We start from the raw sequence: 16344 nt of genomic DNA, 5'->3' as shown, positions 1-16344 counted from the left end.
TCCCCCGATGGCCACGGCCACCACACAGTCAGACGTCTACACCCCCGGAAATAGTTCGCGGTCTTTCCAGAAAAGATTCACCGCCTGGAGGGCCGTCCGGCGACGAGGTCGCTCACCCGGTCCCCGAACCGTTCGAGCGGTTGCCGGTACCTGCGTTCACGCGCCTTCGCCCGGCGCTCCTTGCGCGACCCCTTCGCGTACCGGCGCCGCGCCCACGGGGAGCCCGGCCGCGCCAGCCGGACGGCCCCGACGATGGCCAGCACCCCGACGAACAGCCCGAGGAGGCCCGTCCAGATCTTGCCCTTGAGCAGCGCGACGACGGCCACGCACAGGTTGAAGATCAGCGCGAACGCGATCGTCCACCATCCGTCCCCGGCGACCTCGTCCGCCCCGAGGGGCCGCAGCCCGAGGAGCAGCAGGCCGCAGAGCGCGATCGTGATGAAGACCACTTCGACCGACAACCGGCCCTGTTCGCTCCAGTACACGTCCTTCAGATGCAGGACCAGCGCGAACTCGTCCAGAACCAGGGCGGTGCCCACCCCGAACAAGGCCGCGGCCCCCGCCGCCCACGCCGACGAGTCCTCCTCGATCGCGAGCCCGCCCACCCCGCCGACGCACATGAACACCAGCCCGAACACCACGTGGTGGACGTGATGTCCGCCCGGCGTGACGTTCCCGGGCCACCACCGCACCTGCGCCCGGATCATCCGGACGCTGAACCGGATGAACAGGAACCCGGCGATGAACGCGACGAAGAAGCAGAACAGCCGCAGCCGTCCGGCGTCCGCGATCTCGCGCGAGAACCACTCCCCCACATCGCAGACCTTCCGCTTCCCGCACCACCCCACACCCAACGGTTGGTTACCGGAACATCGTTTTCGCGGGCCGAGGTTCCGCGACAATGATCGCGATGGGCGGCCTGTGCGGCGAGCGGGGAAACATGCGAATTCTGACCTGGAACGTGTGGTGGCGGTTCGGGCCGTGGGAGGCGCGCCGGGAGGCGATCGCGTCGACCCTCGCGGGCCTCGATTGCGACGTCGTCGGCCTCCAGGAGGTCTGGGGCGACGGCGAGGAGAACCTGGCCGGGTGGCTCGCCGACCGGCTCGGGATGCACTGGACCTGGGCGGCCTCGGACCGTCCCGGCCGCTGGCACGCCCGGCTCGACGGCTCGACCGCCGATGTCGGGGACGCCGTCCTCAGCCGGTGGCCGATCGTCGACCGCGACGTCCTGCGGCTGCCCACCGAGGGCGGGCGCGACGACGGTCATCAGGCCCTGTTCGCGCTGGTGGACGCCCCCGTCCACCCGGTGCCGTTCTTCACCGTGCACCTCAACTCCGCGCCGCACGAGTCCGCCGTGCGATGCGCCCAGGTCAGGGCCCTGGCCGGTTTCGTCGCGGCCCACCAGGACCACGGCCCCTTCCCTCCCGTGGTCACCGGCGACTACAACGCCCTGCCCGACTCGGACGAGATGCGGCTGTTCGGCGGGTACCGGACGGCGCCCGCCGTCACCGGTCAGGTCCTGCTGGACGCCTGGGAGTACGCAGACCCGGCGGCGCCCGCCGCCACCTGGGATCCGGCCAACCCCTACGCGGCCCGGACCCTCGAACCGGCGGGGCGCATCGACTACGTCCATGTCGGGCCGCCGGGGCCGGGTGGGATCGGCCATGTCCGCTCCGTCCGCCGGGTGGGCGACCGGCCCGTCGACGGGGTCTGGCCGTCCGACCACGCGGCCGTGCTCGCCGAGCTGGCGGTCCCCGCTTCTTCATAGGGTCATCCCAAGGGCTCACGTACGCTTGACGCCACGATGGCGGACGAGCGTTTGACGATCGGCGAACTGGCGAGCCGGACGGGTGTCGCCACCTCGGCGCTGCGCTACTGGGAGGAGTTCGGCCTGCTCCCGCCCCCGGACCGGGTCTCGGGGCAGCGGCGGTATCCGCCGTCGGCGGTCGGGCTGGTCGGCGCGATCCTGGCGTTGCGGGACGTAGGTTTCCCGCTGAACGACATCAGGGCGTTTCTCGGCCCGCACGCGTCCGCCGCCGACGGCTGGCGGGACACGGCCCGACGCAAACTCGCCGAGCTGGACGAGCACATCGCGAGGGCCCAGACGGCCCGCACCGCGGTCGCCCATGCCCTGGCCTGCCCGCACGAGGACCTCTTCGACTGCCCGACCTTCGCCATGGTGATCGCGGCGCGGGCGGCAGGGGCGCCCATCGAGGAGGTCCACGGACACTGAGAAGCCCGAACTGGACAAACGCGTAACACATAAGTTACATATTTGGCCATGGACGTGTTCGACGCCGTGGCCGACCCCGTGCGCCGGCGGATCGTGGTGCTGCTCGGCGGCGGCCAGCGCACCGCCGGTGCGCTGGCCGCCGCGTTTCCCGACATCAGCCGTCCCGCGGTCAGCAGGCACCTGCGGGTGCTGCGCGAGGCGGGCCTGGTCACCGCGGAACTGGTGGGGCGGGAACGCCACTACCGGGCCGAACTCGGCGCCCTCGCGGAGATCGACCGGTGGCTGGCCACCGTCCGCGGGCAGGTGTGGGATCGGCGCCTCGACGCCCTGGAGACCGAGGTGCACCGCGCTCGGCGCGACCGGCGCGCACGTCCGGACAGCGAAGGACCATCCGAGAATTCGAGGAGCGCGGGATGACACCCACACCGACCGGCAGGCTGCTCGCCACCGCGACCGGCAGCGACCTGCGGATGACACGCCGGTTCAAGGCGGCGATCGAGGACGTCTGGGCCGGCATCACCGAACCGGAGCGGACGGCCCGGTGGTTCGCGCACTGGAGCGGCGAAGGGGGCGCCGGCACCACGGCGAAGCTCACGCTGACCCACGAGGAGGGGCAGCCGCAGAGCGACCTGACGATCATCGCCTGCGAGCCGCCGCGGCGGCTGGAGGTCGAGGCCGTCGACGAGTACGGCCGCTGGCACCTGGAGGCGCACCTCGCGGAGGCCGACGGCGAGACGACGCTGACCTTCGTCCACCATCTCGACCCCGACACCGACGCCTCCACCACCGGGCCGGGCTGGGAGTACTACCTCGACCGGCTGACCGCCGTGATCTCGGGCGGGCCCGAACCGAGCTTCGATGACTACTATCCGGGGCAGGCCGCCTACTACAAGGGTCTGACCGCCGAGGAGCCGTAGAGGAGCCCGCCGAGATCCCGTCGAGGGCCGGTCCCGCGGGCGATGTCTGAGATCTGCAAACCGTGGCGTCCGCCACAGGAAAGACGCGGAGGCCGGGCAGGAGGTTCACTCACGGCAACACGATGTGAGAGGAGCGTTCACATGCCGGAAGCCCCTGGTTCAGAGTTCTGGAAGGACCTCAAGCCGATCGAGAACTCGCTGAGGCCGGACGCCCTGCCGGAGGTGTACATCCCGAATGTCGCCACCGACGACGACCGGTACTACGTGCCGTTCACCGAGACGGTCGGGTCGCGGCCCCTGTGGATCAACGTGAAGGACAACACGTGGTCCGACATCCTGCGGTCCAAGGAGGCCGGGCTCGTCAACCGGCACTACCACCCGCACGAGGTGTTCGCCTACACCATCTCCGGCAAGTGGGGATACCTGGAGCGGCCGTGGACGGCCACCGCCGGTGACTTCGTCTACGAGTCGCCCGGAGAGGGCCACACGCTCGTCGCCTACGAGGACGAAGAGCCGATGAAGACGCTGTTCATCGTCAAGGGCCCCCTCATCTGGCTGGACGAGAACGGTGAGGCCGAAGGGTTCTTCGACGTCCACGACTACATCGACATGTGCCGTAAGCACTACGAGAAGGTCGGCCTGGGAGCCGACTACATCGACTCGCTCTTCCGTTAAACCATGACCAACCTCCTCACGCGGGCCAAGCCCGCGACCACCTCCGACCGGTACGAGAACCGGCTGCTGGTCATCCTTTTCCTGGCCTTCGGCTTCGTGTTCTTCGATCGGCAGGCCCTGGCGTTCCTCGCGCCCTACATGGACGACGACTTCGGGCTGTCCAACTCGCAGCTCGGGTTCCTGTCCGGGGTGCTGGCGCTGACCTGGGCGCTGGCCGGGATGTTCGCCGGGAGCCTGTCGGACCGGTTGGGACGGCGCAAGCCGATCCTGATCGCGGCCGTCGTGCTGTTCTCGCTGTTCTCCTCGGCGTCCGGGCTGATGACCGGGTTCATCGGGCTGCTGGCGGCACGCGCGCTGATGGGCACCGCCGAGGGCGCGGTGCTGCCGATGGCGCAGTCGCTGATGGTCGAGGCGTCCCGGGAGTCACGGCGCGGCCTCAACATGGGGCTGCTCCAGGGCTCGTCGGCCGGGCTGCTCGGCGGGATCGTGGCGCCGGTGGTGGTCGTGTGGCTCGCCGACAGCTTCGGCTGGCGGACGGCGTTCTTCGTCACGATCGTGCCCGGTCTGATCATCGCCGGGTTGATCGCGAAGTACGTCCTGGAGCGCGCGCCGCGTCTGCGGGAGACCCCGTCCGGGGTCGCCGAGGAGGTTTCCGCGGGGGTCTCCGCACAGGACTCCGCGAAGGTCAAGGTCGCTCCGGCGGCTCCGAAGGTCCCGATCCGGGACGTGCTGCGCCTGCGCAACGTCGTGCTCTGCATGCTGATCGCGCCGTGCTACCTCACCTGGTTCGTCACGCTGATCACCTTCACGCCGAAGTACCTGACGGACGAGAAGGGCTGGGGCTCGGGGACGATGAGCGCCGTCATGACGTGCCTGGGCGTCGCCTGGGTGCTGTGGGGGTTCGCGACGCCCGGGATCTCCGACCGGATCGGGCGCCGGAAGGCGCTGATCGGCTTCACCTCGGTGGCGGTGTTCTGCCCGATCGCCGTCGTGTACGTGGAGAGCCCGGTGCTGCTCGGCACCCTGATGATCTTCACCTACACCGGGCTCGGCTGCTTCACGCTGTTCATGGCGACGATTCCGGCCGAGACCGTACCGCGCGCCGCGCTCGCCACCGCGCTCGGCGTGATCATGGGCGTGGGCGAGCTGGCCGGGGGTTTCCTCGGCCCGCTGGTCGCGGGGCGCGCGTCCGACATCTGGGGACTGGAGGCTGCCATGTTCATCGCCGCCGGAGGCGCGGCGCTCGTCGTGGCGCTGTCGTTCGGGCTTCGTGAGACGGCCCCGGCCGTTCTGCGACGGAAAGAGGTGCACGCGTGAGAGCGGCGGTCTGGCATGGGGCCCGGGACGTCAGGGTCGAGGACGTTCCGTCCCGCGACCCCGGTCCCGGCGAGGTCACGATCACGGTCGCGTACTGCGGGATCTGCGGCAGCGACCTGCACGAGTACGCCGACGGGCCGCACGCGATCCCGGTCGGGACGCCGCATCCGGAGTCGGGGCGGGCCGCGCCGCTGACGCTCGGGCACGAGTTCAGCGGGACGGTCACCGCGGTCGGCCCGGACGTCACCGGGTTCGCGCCCGGCGACCGGGTCGCGGTCGAGCCGCACTACCGCTGCGGCCACTGCGCGCGGTGCCTCGCCGGTGAGTACAACCTGTGCGACCACTTCGGCTTCGCGGGCCTGATGGGCGACGGCGGCCTGGCGGAACGGGCCGTCGTCCCGGCCTACATGCTGCACAAGCTGCCGGACGGGGTCTCCCTGAAGCAGGCGGCCGTGTTCGAGCCGGCGGCGGTCGCGCTGCACGGCGTACGTCGCTCCGGGCTCCGGGACGGTGAGACGGTCGCGGTCGTCGGCCTCGGACCGATCGGGCTGCTCGTCGTGCAGCTAGCCGTCCGCTACGGGGCGGGCCGGGTGATCGCGTGCGATCCTTCGCCGAGCCGCCGTGACCTGGCGGAGCGGCTCGGCGCGACCGAGACCGTGGACGCCGGTGAGCTGCCCGTCGGGGTCGCCGACCTGACCTTCGAGGCGGTCGGCACCGAGCGGACCCTGAACGACTGTCTCGCCGCGACCCGGCGCGGCGGCCGGGTCGTGCTGCTCGGCCTCGGCGGCACGTTCTCCGTGGACGCCTTCGCCCTGGTCAACAACGAGCAGTCGATCATCGCCTCGGTCGGGTACCGCGACTGCCATCCCGAGCTGATCCGGCTCGTCGCCGAGGAGGGCATGGACTTCACGCCCATCGTCACCTCCGTCGTGGCCCTGCCGGACGTGGTCCGCGACGGGTTCGAGACGCTGATGAACACCATGGAGGAGATCAAGGTGCTGGTGCGGCCATGATCGAGGGATTCGAGCCGGGCCTGTTCGCGGGGCGCCGCGCGTTCGTCACCGGCGGCACGTCCGGGATCGGGGCCGCGACCGCGGCGATGTTCGCCGAGCTCGGCGCCGAGGTCATCGCGCTCGGGCTGCGCCCGGCCGACGCGAACGAGCTGCCCCGGCACGCGGGCGTCCGCATCGTGGAGCACGACGTGCTGGACGGCGGCGGCCTGACCGAGCTGATCGCGGAGACGGACCCGCTGGACGTCCTGGTGAACTGCGCCGGGGTCAGCCACGACCGCGACGAGTACGACCTGGAGCGCTGGCGCCGCGTCCTGGACATCAACCTGACCGCGACGATGGTGGCGTGCCAGGCGGCCCGTCCGGCGCTCGCCCGCCGCGGCGGCGCCATCGTCAACGTGTCGTCGATGTTCGCCTTCTCCGGCAGCCGGGACCGTCCCGCCTACAGCGCGAGCAAGGGCGGGATCTCGCAGCTCACCCGGTCCCTCGCGGCCGAGTACGCCGCCGACGGCGTCCGCGTGAACGCGGTCGCGCCCGGGTTCGTCGTCACGCCGCTGGCACGCGGCCTGCTGGACGACCCGCCCGCGGCGGAGGCGGTCCGGGCCCGGATCCCGGCCGGACGGTACGGGCGGCCGAGGGAGATCGCGTCCGTGGTGGCGTTCCTGTGCTCGCCCGGCGCGTCGTACGTCACCGGGGCCATCCTGCCGGTGGACGGGGGTTACCTGGCCGTATAGCGTCGAACACCGCATAGCCTCCACATGAGGGGGTTCGGCCGACCCGGGGAGGAGCTCACCATGCCGGCACCTGCACAAATGATCTCCCAGGCGAGCACGGAGGACGTCGACCCGCGCGAGCGCATCGAGTTCTGGGAGGACTACAACCGCAGAGCGCTGGTCGGGCTGTCCTGTTCCTCCTACTCGGACCGGGGCCTGCTGGCACGGCAGGCCAACTTCAAGCTCGGGGACGTCGAGCTGGCCGACATCAGCGGCAACGCGCACGCCATCGAACGCACCCCGAAGGTGGCCCGGTCGGCGCCGAAGGACTCGGTGTTCGCGTCGCTGCTGGTCACGGGCGAGGCGGTGTTCCTCCACGAGAACGGCTGTCTGTCCGCGACGTCCGGTGACCTGGTCGTGTACGACACGCGGCGGCCGTACCTGTTCGGGTTCTCCTCGTCCATGCGGCAACTGCTGGTCGACATCCCGCGCGACCTGTTCGCCGAGTCGTGCATGCCGGGCGGCGTCCCGGCACCGATGCTGTTCGGGCGGGGCACGGCCCGCGAGGGCGAGCTGGTCGTGGCGCTGCGCTCCGTCCTGGAGAACCCGCGCGGGGGCGACCCGGCGGGCGCGGGCGACACCGTCCTCGACCTGATCAGGCTGCTGGCCACCGAGCGGTCCGGCGGGCGCGCCGCGCCCGCCGCGTACCAGACCCAGCGCATCGTCGCCGAGGACTACATCGAACGGCACCTGCACGACACCTGCCTCACCCCGAGCCAGGTCGCGGGCGTGATGGGGGTGTCGGTCCGGCATCTCGGCCGGATCTTCGAGTCGGCGGGCACCACGCCGTCCCGGCACATCCTGGAACGGCGCCTCCAGCGCGCCCACGACGACCTGACCGGGCCGGGCGCCGCGGACACGACCATCGCCGACATCGCCTACCGGTGGGGGTTCTCCAGCCAGGCGCACTTCGCGCGCCACTTCCGCGCCCGGTTCGGCCGCACCCCCACCGAGACGCGGGCCGCTACAGCCGCTCGATGATCGTGGCGTTGGCCTGGCCGCCGCCCTCGCACATGGTCTGGAGCCCGTAGCGGCCGCCGGTGCGCTCCAGCTCGTGGAGCAGCTTGGTCATCAGGACGCCGCCGGTGGCGCCGAGCGGATGGCCGAGCGCGATCGCGCCGCCGTTCGGGTTGGTCTTCTCCAGCGACGCGCCGGTGTCACGGGCCCAGGCCAGCGGGACGGGCGCGAACGCCTCGTTGACCTCGAAGACGTCGATGTCGCCGACCTTCAGCCCGGCGCGGTCCAGGGCCTTCTCCGTCGCGGGGATGGGCCCGGTCAGCATGTAGACGGGGTCGGATCCGCACATGGCGAGGGTGTGGACGCGGGCGCGCGGGGTGAGGCCGTGCCGCCTGACGGCCTCCTCGGACGCGAGCAGCAGCGCGGACGCGCCGATCGAGATCTGGGACGCCACGGCGGCGGTGATCCGGCCGCCGTCCCGGAGCGGCTTGAGGCCCGCCATCTTCTCCAGGGACGTGTCGGGGCGGGGCCCCTCGTCCCGGGTCAGCCCGGCGATCGGCGCGATCTCCCGGTCGAAGTAGCCCGCCTCGATGGCCTTGGCGGCCCGCCGGTGGCTCTCCAGGGCGTAGCGCTCCAGGTCCTCGCGGCCGTAGTCCCACTTCTCCGCCATCAGCTCGGCGCCGCGGAACTGGGAGATCTCCTGCCTGCCGTACCGTTCCGTCCAGCCCTCGCCGAACGGGAACGGCATGCCCTTCTCCAGCGCCATGGTGACGGACGAGCCCATGGGGACGATGGCCATCTGCTCGACCCCGGCCGCGACCACGAGGTCCTGGGTGCCCGACAGCACGCCCTGCGCGGCGAAGTGGACCGCCTGCTGGGACGACCCGCACTGCCGGTCGATGGTCACGCCGGGCACCGACTCGGGCAACCCGGCCGACAGCCACGCCGTGCGCGCGATGTCGAGGGACTGCGGGCCGACCTGCATCACACAGCCCATGATCACGTCTTCGACGGCGGCCGGGTCGACTCCGGTGCGGTTGACGAGTTCCTTCAGCACGTGGGCCCCGAGGTCGGCGGGGTGGACGTCCTTCAGGGCGCCCTTCCTGGTGCCGACGGGGGTCCGGACCGCGCCGACGATGTACGCCTCGGCCACTGCGCCTCCAAGTTCTCCGGTTCCGTCCCGCGACCGAGCGAGATTCGGTGAGTTCCGGTTCGAGATTACATCGCGCGCAGGCAGGTCGCCCCGTCCGACTCGTCGCCGAGGGACGCCTCCGCGAGACCGCGCAGGACCTCGGTGAGCTCCGGGTGCTCGTCCGGCGACCATCCGCTCAGGTGGTGGGCCAGACCTTTGCGGCGGGCCGTGAAGAGACGCTCGGCGGCGGCCCGCCCCGGGTCGGTGATGGTGAGGGCGCCGTTCACCCGCCGGACGTAGCCTGCGTCGACGAGCCGGTCGACGTACGGGCGGCCCTGCTCGATCGGCACTCCGGCGCGCTCGGCGAGGGCCCGGCCGGTGACCGTTCCGTCCTTGGCGATCCGGCACAGCGCCCAGACACTGCCCGGCGGCAGCGCGACACCGGCCAGCCTGCTCAGCCGCGCGTACATCTCCCGGGCCTTCGGATCCTTCCGCATGAGTTCGCTCAGCGCGCGCTCGATCTCGTGCCTGGACGAACGGACGGTCGGTGCCGCGCCGAAGCCCTCACCGTAGTCACGCGCATGCGAGGTGGCCCGCAGCGGAACCTCACGCAGGAACCACGTCAGGACGAACGCGACCAGCGCCACCGGAACGGCCCAGAAGAACACGGCGTCGATCGACTGCGCGTAGGCGTGCAGGACCTCGTCCTTCACCTCGGTCGGGTACCTGTCGAGCAGGCCGGGATCCCCCTGGACGGCCGACGGGTTGAACCCGGGCGGCAGCACCCGCGCCAGATCCGCGATGTGGTCGGCGAGCTGGTTACTGAAGATCGAACCGAACACCGCGACGCCGAACGACCCGCCGATCTGCCGGAAGAACGTCACGCCGGACGTGGCGGAGCCCAGATCGCCGTACGGCACGGCGTTCTGCACGGCGATCACGAGGACCTGCAACACCAGGCCCAACCCGAAGCCGAGCAGCGCGAACCGCTGGCTCATCGTCACGGTGGACGCGTCCTCGTCCAGCCGCGAGCACAGGTACATGGCCAGCGCGATCAGCGGCGTCCCGATCACCGGGAAGACCTTGTAGCGGCCGGTGTGGGTGATCAGCTGGCCGGAGCCGATCGAGGCGACCAGCATGCCGAGCATCATCGGCAGCAGATACACCCCGGACAGCGTCGGCGACACGCCGTGCACGACCTGAAGGAAGATCGGCAGGAAGGTCAGCGCGCCGAACATCGCGAACCCGACCGCGAAGCTGATCGCCGCGCCCAGCGCGAACACCGAGTTCGCCAGCAGCCGCGGCGGCATGATCGGCTCGGCCGCGCGACGTTCGACCAGCAGCCACACCACGATCAGGGCGACCGACCCCGCGGCGAGCCCGACGATCGGCGCCGACAGCCAGTCGTAGGTCGTCCCGCCCCAGGTCGTCATCAGGACGAGGCCGACGGCCCAGCCGACGATCAGCAGGGTGCCGAGGTAGTCGATGCGGTGCCGTTCCCGTTCCCCCGTCGCGCGCAGCACCGCCGCGATGACCAGCAGCGCGACGACGCCGATCGGCAGGTTGATGTAGAACACCCAGCGCCACGACAGGTTGTCGACGAACCAGCCGCCGAGCAGCGGGCCGCACACGCTCGCCACGCCGAAGACCGCGCCGAACAGGCCCTGGTAGCGGCCGCGTTCGCGGGGCGACACCACGTCCCCGACGATCGCGACGACCAGCACCATCAACCCGCCGCCGCCGAGGCCCTGGAGGGCACGGAAGACGATCAGCTCCGTCATGTCCCGCGCGAGACCGCACAGCGCCGAACCGACCAGGAAGATCACGATGGACGCCTGGAACAGCCGTTTGCGCCCGTACTGGTCGCCGAGCTTGCCCCACAGCGGCGTCGAGGCCGTGGCGGCGAGCAGGTACGCCGTCACGACCCACGACAGATGGTTCAGGCCGCCAAGATCACTGACGATCGTCGGCAGCGCCGTGGACACGATCGTCTGGTCCAGCGCGGCCAGCAGCATCGCCAGCATCAGCGCCCCGAGCACAACGTAGAGGTCCCTGCCCTGGGGCATGGTCCGCTCGTCCGCTTCCGGCGCCGTCCCAGCCGTCATGCCCCGCCCGTACCCGATCACCCGGCGGGCACGCCCGTGCCGCCCCCGTGACGGGCGGCGGGACGTCAGCCGAGGACGTCGTGGGCGGCCTTCGCGGCGCCGAGACCCGCGGCGGTCCCCGCGATGCCGACGACACCCGCGGTGACCCACAGCGGAAGCCGGGAACGCGTCCGCAGGGCGCTGAACGCGTCGAGTGCGTCCACGGCGAGGCCGATGCGCGCCCACTGGCGGCGCGCGGCTTCCTCGCCGCTGAGCAGGTATCCGGCGCCGAGGGCGATCTCCCGGGCGGCGTACAGCCGGACCATGAGGTCGCGGCCGGTGTCGGTACCACGGCTGATTCCGGTGACCCGCATGGACAGCCCAGGGGCCGCGAACGCCGCGAGGCCGAGCCCGATCCGCGCCCGCGCCAGGGCCGTCATCATGCCGTCAAGCCCGTCCCGGCCGTCTGTTTCCTTCACATCTGCCACGCAGGGGAGGGTATCCGGGCGACCCTCCGCCGCGCAGTCGCGGGTGACCCCGGCCCGACAACGTCTATCGTTTCCAGGAGGCGGCACTCCCCCCGACGGAAGGTGACCATGGAAGGCATCCTCGCCCTCGTCGTCGTGTCACTCCTCGCCGCGTTCTGCGTGCGCTGGGCCGCGGTGCGGCTCCGCCTGCCGATGCCCACCCGCGTCGCGGTGATCACCGTGTTCGTTCTGGTCGTCCTGACCATGTACGGGAACTATCTGCGGGGCTGACGGGACGGCGAACCGAAACCCCGCAGAGAATTCCGAACTTACGCCCTCGACGGTGAGTCATAACTGACGAAACCGGATCCACGCCCCGTTCGACGCCCGATGGCGCCTCCGAGCGGTACCCCGTCCGGCGGAGCCGGTCCGAGCCGAGGGAGTCCGACCGCGATGCAGGAGAACGGCGGCGCGATCGCCCCGCACCTGAGGCGACTGCTGGAGTTCGTCGAACCCGACCGCGACGACGTCTGCCTGGACGTGGCGCGCGGCCGCGGCCCGATGCCCGCGGCGCTCGGCCCGCAGGTGCGCCATATGACCGCCGTCGACGCGATGCCCGCCCCCGTCACCGCGCCCGTGCCCGCGGGCACCGATTCCTCGTCCCGCGCTTCGGGCGGGTCCCGGCGGCGCATGTCCACCGTGGAGTTCGGGACCGGCCCGGTCCGCATCGCGGACGGCGACGCGCTCCCGGCCTCCCCGGCGGCCACGACGCGCGAGGAGCGCGTCCGGCATCCGGTGGGCCCCGACGGCGCCCGCATCCGCGCGGACGCCACCGCGCTGCCCTACAGGGACAACACGTTCTCCCTCGTCACCGCCCGGTTCTCGCTCTACAACCTGGGCCACCCCGATCATGTGCTGCGCGAGCTGCTGCGGGTGTGCCGTCCCGGCGGCCGGGTCGTCATCGCCGACCTGGTCCGCGGCAACCTCGCCGGACCGGACCGGGACCGCATCGAACGGCTCCGCGACCCCGACCATCCCGGCACCCCGACCATCGCCCGGCTCACCGAGATGATCACCTCGGCGGGTGGGAGCATCCGCCGCCTCGACGTGTTCACCGTGGAACGTCCGGTGGAACCGTGGCTCGCGGGGGCCTGCGACGACGAGACCGCCGACCGCATCCGCGTCGCCCTCATCGACGAGGTGGACGGCGGGCCCCGGACGGGCGCGAAGCCCCGCGTCATCGGCGGCGAACTGTGGTTCACCCAGACCTGGGCGCATGTCGCCGCCGAACCGATCTCCTGACCGGTCGGCGAGCCCCGGGGCGGCCCGTCAAGGGACGAGGACGGCGGCGCCCGTGAAGCGGTCGGCGGCGAGGTCGGCGAGGGCGCGGTCCGCGTCGTCCAGCGCGTAGGTGTGGGTCGTGACGGCGACGTCCAGCCGGGCGGCCAGGGTCAGGAACTCCTCGCCGTCCGCGCGGGTGTTGGCCGTCACCGACCGGACCTGGCGTTCCTGGAACAGGTGCCGCTGGTAGTCGAGGGATGGGACGTCGCTCAGATGGATGCCCGCGACGGCGCACGTCCCGCCGCGGTCGAGGCGTTCCAACGCGGCCGGGACCAGCTCCCCCGCGGGCGCGAAGATGATCGCCGCGTCGAGCGGGGCTGGGGCGGGGTCGAAGGAGTCCCCGGCCCAGGACGCGCCGAGTTCCCGGGCCAGTTCACGGGCGGCGGGGCTGCGGGTGTACACGTGCACGTCGGCGCCCTCCGCGAGCGCGATCTGCGCGGCGAGATGGGCGGAGCCGCCGAAACCCCAGATGCCGAGGCGCCCGCCGGGCGGGACCTCGGCGCGGCGCAGCGCCCGGTAGCCGATGATGCCCGCGCACAGCAGCGGGGCGGCGCGGACGTCGTCGAGTTCGGGCGGCAGCGCGTACGTGTAGGCGTCCACGGCCAGGGTGTACTCGGCGTAGCCGCCGTGCGCGTCCCAACCCGTGTAGACGGACGCGGGGCACAGGTTCTCGGCGCCCCGGCGGCAGAACCGGCACGCCCCGCACGTTCCGCGCAGCCACGCGACGCCGACGCGGTCGCCGGCGCCGCGCAGGCAGCCGGGGCCCGCGGCGACGACCTCGCCGACGATCTCGTGTCCCGGTGTCACCCCGGGCAGGTGGACGGGCAGGTCCCCTTCGGCGACGTGCAGGTCGGTCCGGCAGACGCCGCAGGCCAGCACGCGGACCAGCAGCTCCCCCGGGCCGGGGGCGGGCACGTCACGGTCGGCGCGCCGCAGCGGGCCCGAAGCGATCGGGGACGGCTCGTCGACCACCCACGCGCGCATGGCGGGTCAGGGCGCCAGCGGAAGCTCGAACCAGACGGCCTTGCCGTCGGACGTGGGCCGGGCGCCCCAGCGGCTCGCGAGCTGGTCGACGAGGTACAGGCCGCGCCCGCCCTCGTCGGTCTCCCCGGCGCTGCGGATGCGCGGCAGCCGCATGTCGGAGTCGAACACCTCGACCCAGATCGCGTCGGCGCCGCGGCGGAGCCGGAGCCGGAACTCCTTGGTCGGCGGCTCGCGGCGGCCGAGTTCGGCGCCGAGGTTCCAGTCGTCCTCGTCGAAGGCGCCGCCATCGAACGTCCCGCCGTCGAACGAGTCGGAACCGAACGAACCGCGGTCGAAGGGGGCGGCGTCGAGCCCGTTGCCGAAGTCGGTGTTGAACTGGACGGGCGGCGGCGCGCTCAGCGGCTCCCCGCCGCGGCCTGGCGACCCGGCGGCGACCGGGACGACCATCTCGTGGCGCGGCGCGGGCGTGGCCGTCGCGTGCAGAACGACGTTGGTGACGACCTCGGAGACCAGCAGGCACGCGAGTTCGGACTGCTCGTCCAGCATCCCCCAGGACGCGAACGCGTCGGCGGCCATCCGCCGCGCCTCCGACACCATGATCGGCTCGGCGGTGAAGGTGCGTTCCTCGACGGCGAGCTCGTCCCCGGCGGTGCGGATCACGACGATCGCGACATCGTCGTCGATGTCGCCGGGCACCGCCTCGTAGGCGGCGTTCGCGATCGCCTCGACACCGCCGCGGGCGGCCTTCGCGACGGCCGAGCGGACCAGTTCCCGGGACTCCTCGCGGGTGTAGTGGTCGCCGTCGTCCTTGGGCCTGCGGTCGATGAGCCCGTCGGTGTACAGGACGAGGGTGGAGCCGGGCTTCAGCTCCGTCGACTCCTCGTTGAAGAGGATCTCGCCGCCGAGCCCGGGGGCGCGCAGGCCGAGCATGCCGCCCTCGCTCTCGAACGGCAGCTCGTCGACCTGACCGTCGACGACCAGCAGCGGCGGGTCGTGCCCGGCGTTGGCGAACTCCAGCACCCGCGACCAGGCGTCGTACACGAAGTAGGTGCAGGACACCAGCGGCGGACGGACGAGGTCGTCGCTGTTCCAGCCGGACCGCATCCGCTCCGGCCGCGTCATCGTGCGCACCCACTCGTCCAGCTTGCGCAGGATGTCGGCGGGTGGTTTGTCGTCCTGCGCGAAGGCACGCAGCGCGGCGCGGAGCTGGCCCATCACGGCGGCGGCGCGGGCGCCGCGGCCCTCGACGTCGCCGATGACGAGCCCGACGCGGCCCGCCGACAGCGGGATCACGTCGTACCAGTCGCCGCCGACCTGGGTCTGGATGCCGTGCCCGTGCGACTCCAGCGGGCGGGCCGGCTCGTACCGCCACGCGATCTGGAGGCCGTCCAGGCGGGGCGGCCGGTCACCGGGCAGCAGATGCTTCTGGAAGGCGAGCGCGGTGTCGCGCTCCTCCTCGAACAGCAGCGCGTTGTCGACGGCGAGCGCGACGCGGCTGGCGATGGCGCCGAGCAGGTCGCGGTCGAAGCCGTCGTAGTGCGGGTCGGGCCGCTTGGACAGGTTCGACAGGGCGAGGCTCATCACGCCGAGCAGCTCCCCGCGCACCAGCAGCGGCGCGGAGATCACCGAGGTGACGCCCATGGAGTCGCCGAGCCGCTGGGTCGACTCGTTCGGCGCGGCGAACCGGTGCTGGATCATGTCCTCGACGAGGACGGCGTCGCGGCGGCTCATCGCCTTCTCGCTGGGATGCCCGGACGGGTAGGACACGGGCTCGCCGACCTCGGCCCAGGTGCCGGGCGGCGGCTCCCAGCCGCCCGCGTGCCGCGACACCCGCCGGTAGAGCCGGTCGCCGCTGTACAGGTCGATGAAGCAGTGGTCGGCGAACTGCGGGACGAGCGTGTCGGCCACGCGGCGCAGTGTGCTCTCCAGCTCCAGGGACCCGGCGAGCCGCTCCCCGATGCGCTCCATCAGGCCGTAGCGGTCCTGTTCGCGCTGGTTGGAGCGGAGCGCCTCGCGGGCGAAGATGACGACGCCGTCGACCGCGCCGGACGGGTGGCGCAGCGGCACGGCGTGGGCCCGGGTGTAGACGGTGGTGCCGTCCACGCGCAGGTTGCAGAACGTGCCCTCCCACACGCCGCCCTTGAGGACGTGCCGGGCCAGTTCGGTGGCCTGCTCGTGGTCCTCCTCGGCGATGCCGAGGGAGAGGATGGAGTGGCCGATGATCTCGTCGCCGCCGAATCCGAAGAGCTGGCGGGCGAAGGCGTTGCCGTAGATGACGTTGCTGAAGCGGTCGCAGACGATGACCGCCATCTCCATCTGGTTGAGGACGGTCTCGGGTGGCAGATGCGCCTCGTCGGGCGCTTCCCCCCAATGGCTCATGTCCCCATCCCGATACCCTGACCCGGCCGCCCGGCGACCACGGTGTCCCGGCGCGGCCACCCACCGCCGCCCGGA

17 protein-coding genes are annotated in these 16344 nt (G+C 72.0%); 11 read left to right on the top strand and 6 right to left on the bottom strand.

What is annotated here, in order from left to right; all coding sequences use genetic code 11:
- Window positions 1-77: 77 nt before the first annotated feature.
- Window positions 78-815: a hypothetical protein gene (locus tag D0T12_RS13010; protein WP_117399835.1), complete on the bottom strand. Its 738-nt coding sequence runs from the start codon at window positions 813-815 to the stop codon at window positions 78-80.
- Window positions 816-940: 125 nt separating this feature from the next.
- On the opposite strand from D0T12_RS13010, the gene D0T12_RS13005 reads away from it, so the two are divergent.
- From D0T12_RS13005 to D0T12_RS12965, 9 genes are all read left to right on the top strand, one after another.
- On the top strand, window positions 941-1768 hold the full coding sequence (locus tag D0T12_RS13005; RefSeq protein WP_117400397.1) for an endonuclease/exonuclease/phosphatase family protein: 828 nt from the start codon (window positions 941-943) through the stop codon (window positions 1766-1768).
- A gap of 36 nt (window positions 1769-1804) precedes the next feature.
- Window positions 1805-2233: a MerR family transcriptional regulator gene (locus D0T12_RS13000; RefSeq protein ID WP_117399834.1), complete on the top strand. Its 429-nt coding sequence runs from the start codon at window positions 1805-1807 to the stop codon at window positions 2231-2233.
- A 48-nt stretch (window positions 2234-2281) separates the two neighbouring features.
- Window positions 2282-2650 carry an ArsR/SmtB family transcription factor gene (locus D0T12_RS12995; protein ID WP_117399833.1) on the top strand — a complete coding sequence of 123 codons (369 nt, stop codon included), beginning with the start codon at window positions 2282-2284 and terminating at the stop codon, window positions 2648-2650.
- Window positions 2647-3150, top strand: coding sequence for an SRPBCC family protein (locus D0T12_RS12990; protein ID WP_117399832.1), 504 nt, complete (start codon window positions 2647-2649; stop codon window positions 3148-3150). The genes D0T12_RS12995 and D0T12_RS12990 overlap by 4 nt, the downstream gene beginning before the upstream one ends.
- A 141-nt stretch (window positions 3151-3291) precedes the next feature.
- Window positions 3292-3825, top strand: a complete 534-nt coding sequence (locus D0T12_RS12985; RefSeq protein ID WP_117399831.1) for a 2,4'-dihydroxyacetophenone dioxygenase family protein — start codon at window positions 3292-3294, stop codon at window positions 3823-3825.
- 3 nt (window positions 3826-3828) lie between these two features.
- Window positions 3829-5142: an MFS transporter gene (locus D0T12_RS12980; protein ID WP_117399830.1), complete on the top strand. Its 1314-nt coding sequence runs from the start codon at window positions 3829-3831 to the stop codon at window positions 5140-5142.
- Window positions 5139-6155 (top strand): 2,3-butanediol dehydrogenase, encoded by a 1017-nt coding sequence (locus tag D0T12_RS12975; protein WP_117399829.1) that lies wholly within the window; start codon window positions 5139-5141, stop codon window positions 6153-6155. Before D0T12_RS12980 ends, D0T12_RS12975 begins: the two co-directional genes overlap by 4 nt.
- Window positions 6152-6886 carry an SDR family NAD(P)-dependent oxidoreductase gene (locus D0T12_RS12970; protein WP_117399828.1) on the top strand — a complete coding sequence of 245 codons (735 nt, stop codon included), beginning with the start codon at window positions 6152-6154 and terminating at the stop codon, window positions 6884-6886. Before D0T12_RS12975 ends, D0T12_RS12970 begins: the two co-directional genes overlap by 4 nt.
- Before the next feature lie 60 nt (window positions 6887-6946).
- Complete coding sequence (locus D0T12_RS12965) at window positions 6947-7906, top strand: helix-turn-helix domain-containing protein (protein WP_117399827.1); 960 nt, start codon at window positions 6947-6949, stop codon at window positions 7904-7906.
- Here the strand turns inward: D0T12_RS12965 and D0T12_RS12960 are convergent.
- From D0T12_RS12960 to D0T12_RS12950, 3 genes are all read right to left on the bottom strand, one after another.
- A complete protein-coding gene (locus D0T12_RS12960) occupies window positions 7890-9035 on the bottom strand; it encodes an acetyl-CoA C-acetyltransferase (protein ID WP_117399826.1) in 1146 nt (381 codons plus the stop codon). The genes D0T12_RS12965 and D0T12_RS12960 overlap by 17 nt on opposite strands.
- A gap of 65 nt (window positions 9036-9100) precedes the next feature.
- Window positions 9101-11119 (bottom strand): MFS transporter, encoded by a 2019-nt coding sequence (locus tag D0T12_RS12955; protein WP_117399825.1) that lies wholly within the window; start codon window positions 11117-11119, stop codon window positions 9101-9103.
- Window positions 11120-11184: 65 nt separating this feature from the next.
- Window positions 11185-11586 carry a hypothetical protein gene (locus tag D0T12_RS12950; protein WP_233526021.1) on the bottom strand — a complete coding sequence of 134 codons (402 nt, stop codon included), beginning with the start codon at window positions 11584-11586 and terminating at the stop codon, window positions 11185-11187.
- A gap of 108 nt (window positions 11587-11694) precedes the next feature.
- Here D0T12_RS12950 and D0T12_RS35900 point away from each other — a divergent pair, with 108 nt between their 5' ends.
- Both D0T12_RS35900 and D0T12_RS12945 read left to right on the top strand, forming a co-directional pair.
- Window positions 11695-11856, top strand: coding sequence for a hypothetical protein (locus D0T12_RS35900; protein WP_199487436.1), 162 nt, complete (start codon window positions 11695-11697; stop codon window positions 11854-11856).
- 162 nt (window positions 11857-12018) lie between these two features.
- On the top strand, window positions 12019-12867 hold the full coding sequence (locus tag D0T12_RS12945) for a class I SAM-dependent methyltransferase (RefSeq protein WP_117399823.1): 849 nt from the start codon (window positions 12019-12021) through the stop codon (window positions 12865-12867).
- Window positions 12868-12894: 27 nt separating this feature from the next.
- On the opposite strand, the gene D0T12_RS12940 is transcribed toward D0T12_RS12945, so the two are convergent.
- Entirely contained in the window at window positions 12895-13890 is a 996-nt protein-coding gene (locus D0T12_RS12940; protein WP_117399822.1) for a zinc-dependent alcohol dehydrogenase family protein, read from the bottom strand.
- A gap of 6 nt (window positions 13891-13896) precedes the next feature.
- Window positions 13897-16269, bottom strand: coding sequence for a SpoIIE family protein phosphatase (locus D0T12_RS12935; RefSeq protein ID WP_117399821.1), 2373 nt, complete (start codon window positions 16267-16269; stop codon window positions 13897-13899).
- Window positions 16270-16344 lie beyond the last annotated feature (75 nt).

This window comes from Actinomadura spongiicola, assembly GCF_003432485.1.
GTDB lineage: Bacteria > Actinomycetota > Actinomycetes > Streptosporangiales > Streptosporangiaceae > Spirillospora > Spirillospora spongiicola.
Note: the sequence above shows the minus strand (reverse complement) of the source record. Positions and strands in the feature narration are given on the sequence as shown.

Excerpts from the sequence above, each read along its gene's own strand:
- D0T12_RS13005 (WP_117400397.1), top strand. The coding sequence starts at position 941 with ATGCGAATTCTGACCTGGAACGTGTGGTGGCGGTTCGGGCCGTGGGAG.
- D0T12_RS13000 (WP_117399834.1), top strand. The coding sequence starts at position 1,805 with ATGGCGGACGAGCGTTTGACGATCGGCGAACTGGCGAGCCGGACGGGT.
- D0T12_RS12995 (WP_117399833.1), top strand. The coding sequence starts at position 2,282 with ATGGACGTGTTCGACGCCGTGGCCGACCCCGTGCGCCGGCGGATCGTG.
- D0T12_RS12990 (WP_117399832.1), top strand. The coding sequence starts at position 2,647 with ATGACACCCACACCGACCGGCAGGCTGCTCGCCACCGCGACCGGCAGC.
- D0T12_RS12985 (WP_117399831.1), top strand. The coding sequence starts at position 3,292 with ATGCCGGAAGCCCCTGGTTCAGAGTTCTGGAAGGACCTCAAGCCGATC.
- D0T12_RS12980 (WP_117399830.1), top strand. The coding sequence starts at position 3,829 with ATGACCAACCTCCTCACGCGGGCCAAGCCCGCGACCACCTCCGACCGG.
- D0T12_RS12970 (WP_117399828.1), top strand. The coding sequence starts at position 6,152 with ATGATCGAGGGATTCGAGCCGGGCCTGTTCGCGGGGCGCCGCGCGTTC.
- D0T12_RS12965 (WP_117399827.1), top strand. The coding sequence starts at position 6,947 with ATGCCGGCACCTGCACAAATGATCTCCCAGGCGAGCACGGAGGACGTC.
- D0T12_RS12955 (WP_117399825.1), bottom strand. The coding sequence starts at position 11,119 with ATGACGGCTGGGACGGCGCCGGAAGCGGACGAGCGGACCATGCCCCAG.
- D0T12_RS35900 (WP_199487436.1), top strand. The coding sequence starts at position 11,695 with ATGGAAGGCATCCTCGCCCTCGTCGTCGTGTCACTCCTCGCCGCGTTC.
- D0T12_RS12945 (WP_117399823.1), top strand. The coding sequence starts at position 12,019 with ATGCAGGAGAACGGCGGCGCGATCGCCCCGCACCTGAGGCGACTGCTG.
- D0T12_RS12940 (WP_117399822.1), bottom strand. The coding sequence starts at position 13,890 with ATGCGCGCGTGGGTGGTCGACGAGCCGTCCCCGATCGCTTCGGGCCCG.
- D0T12_RS12935 (WP_117399821.1), bottom strand. The coding sequence starts at position 16,269 with ATGAGCCATTGGGGGGAAGCGCCCGACGAGGCGCATCTGCCACCCGAG.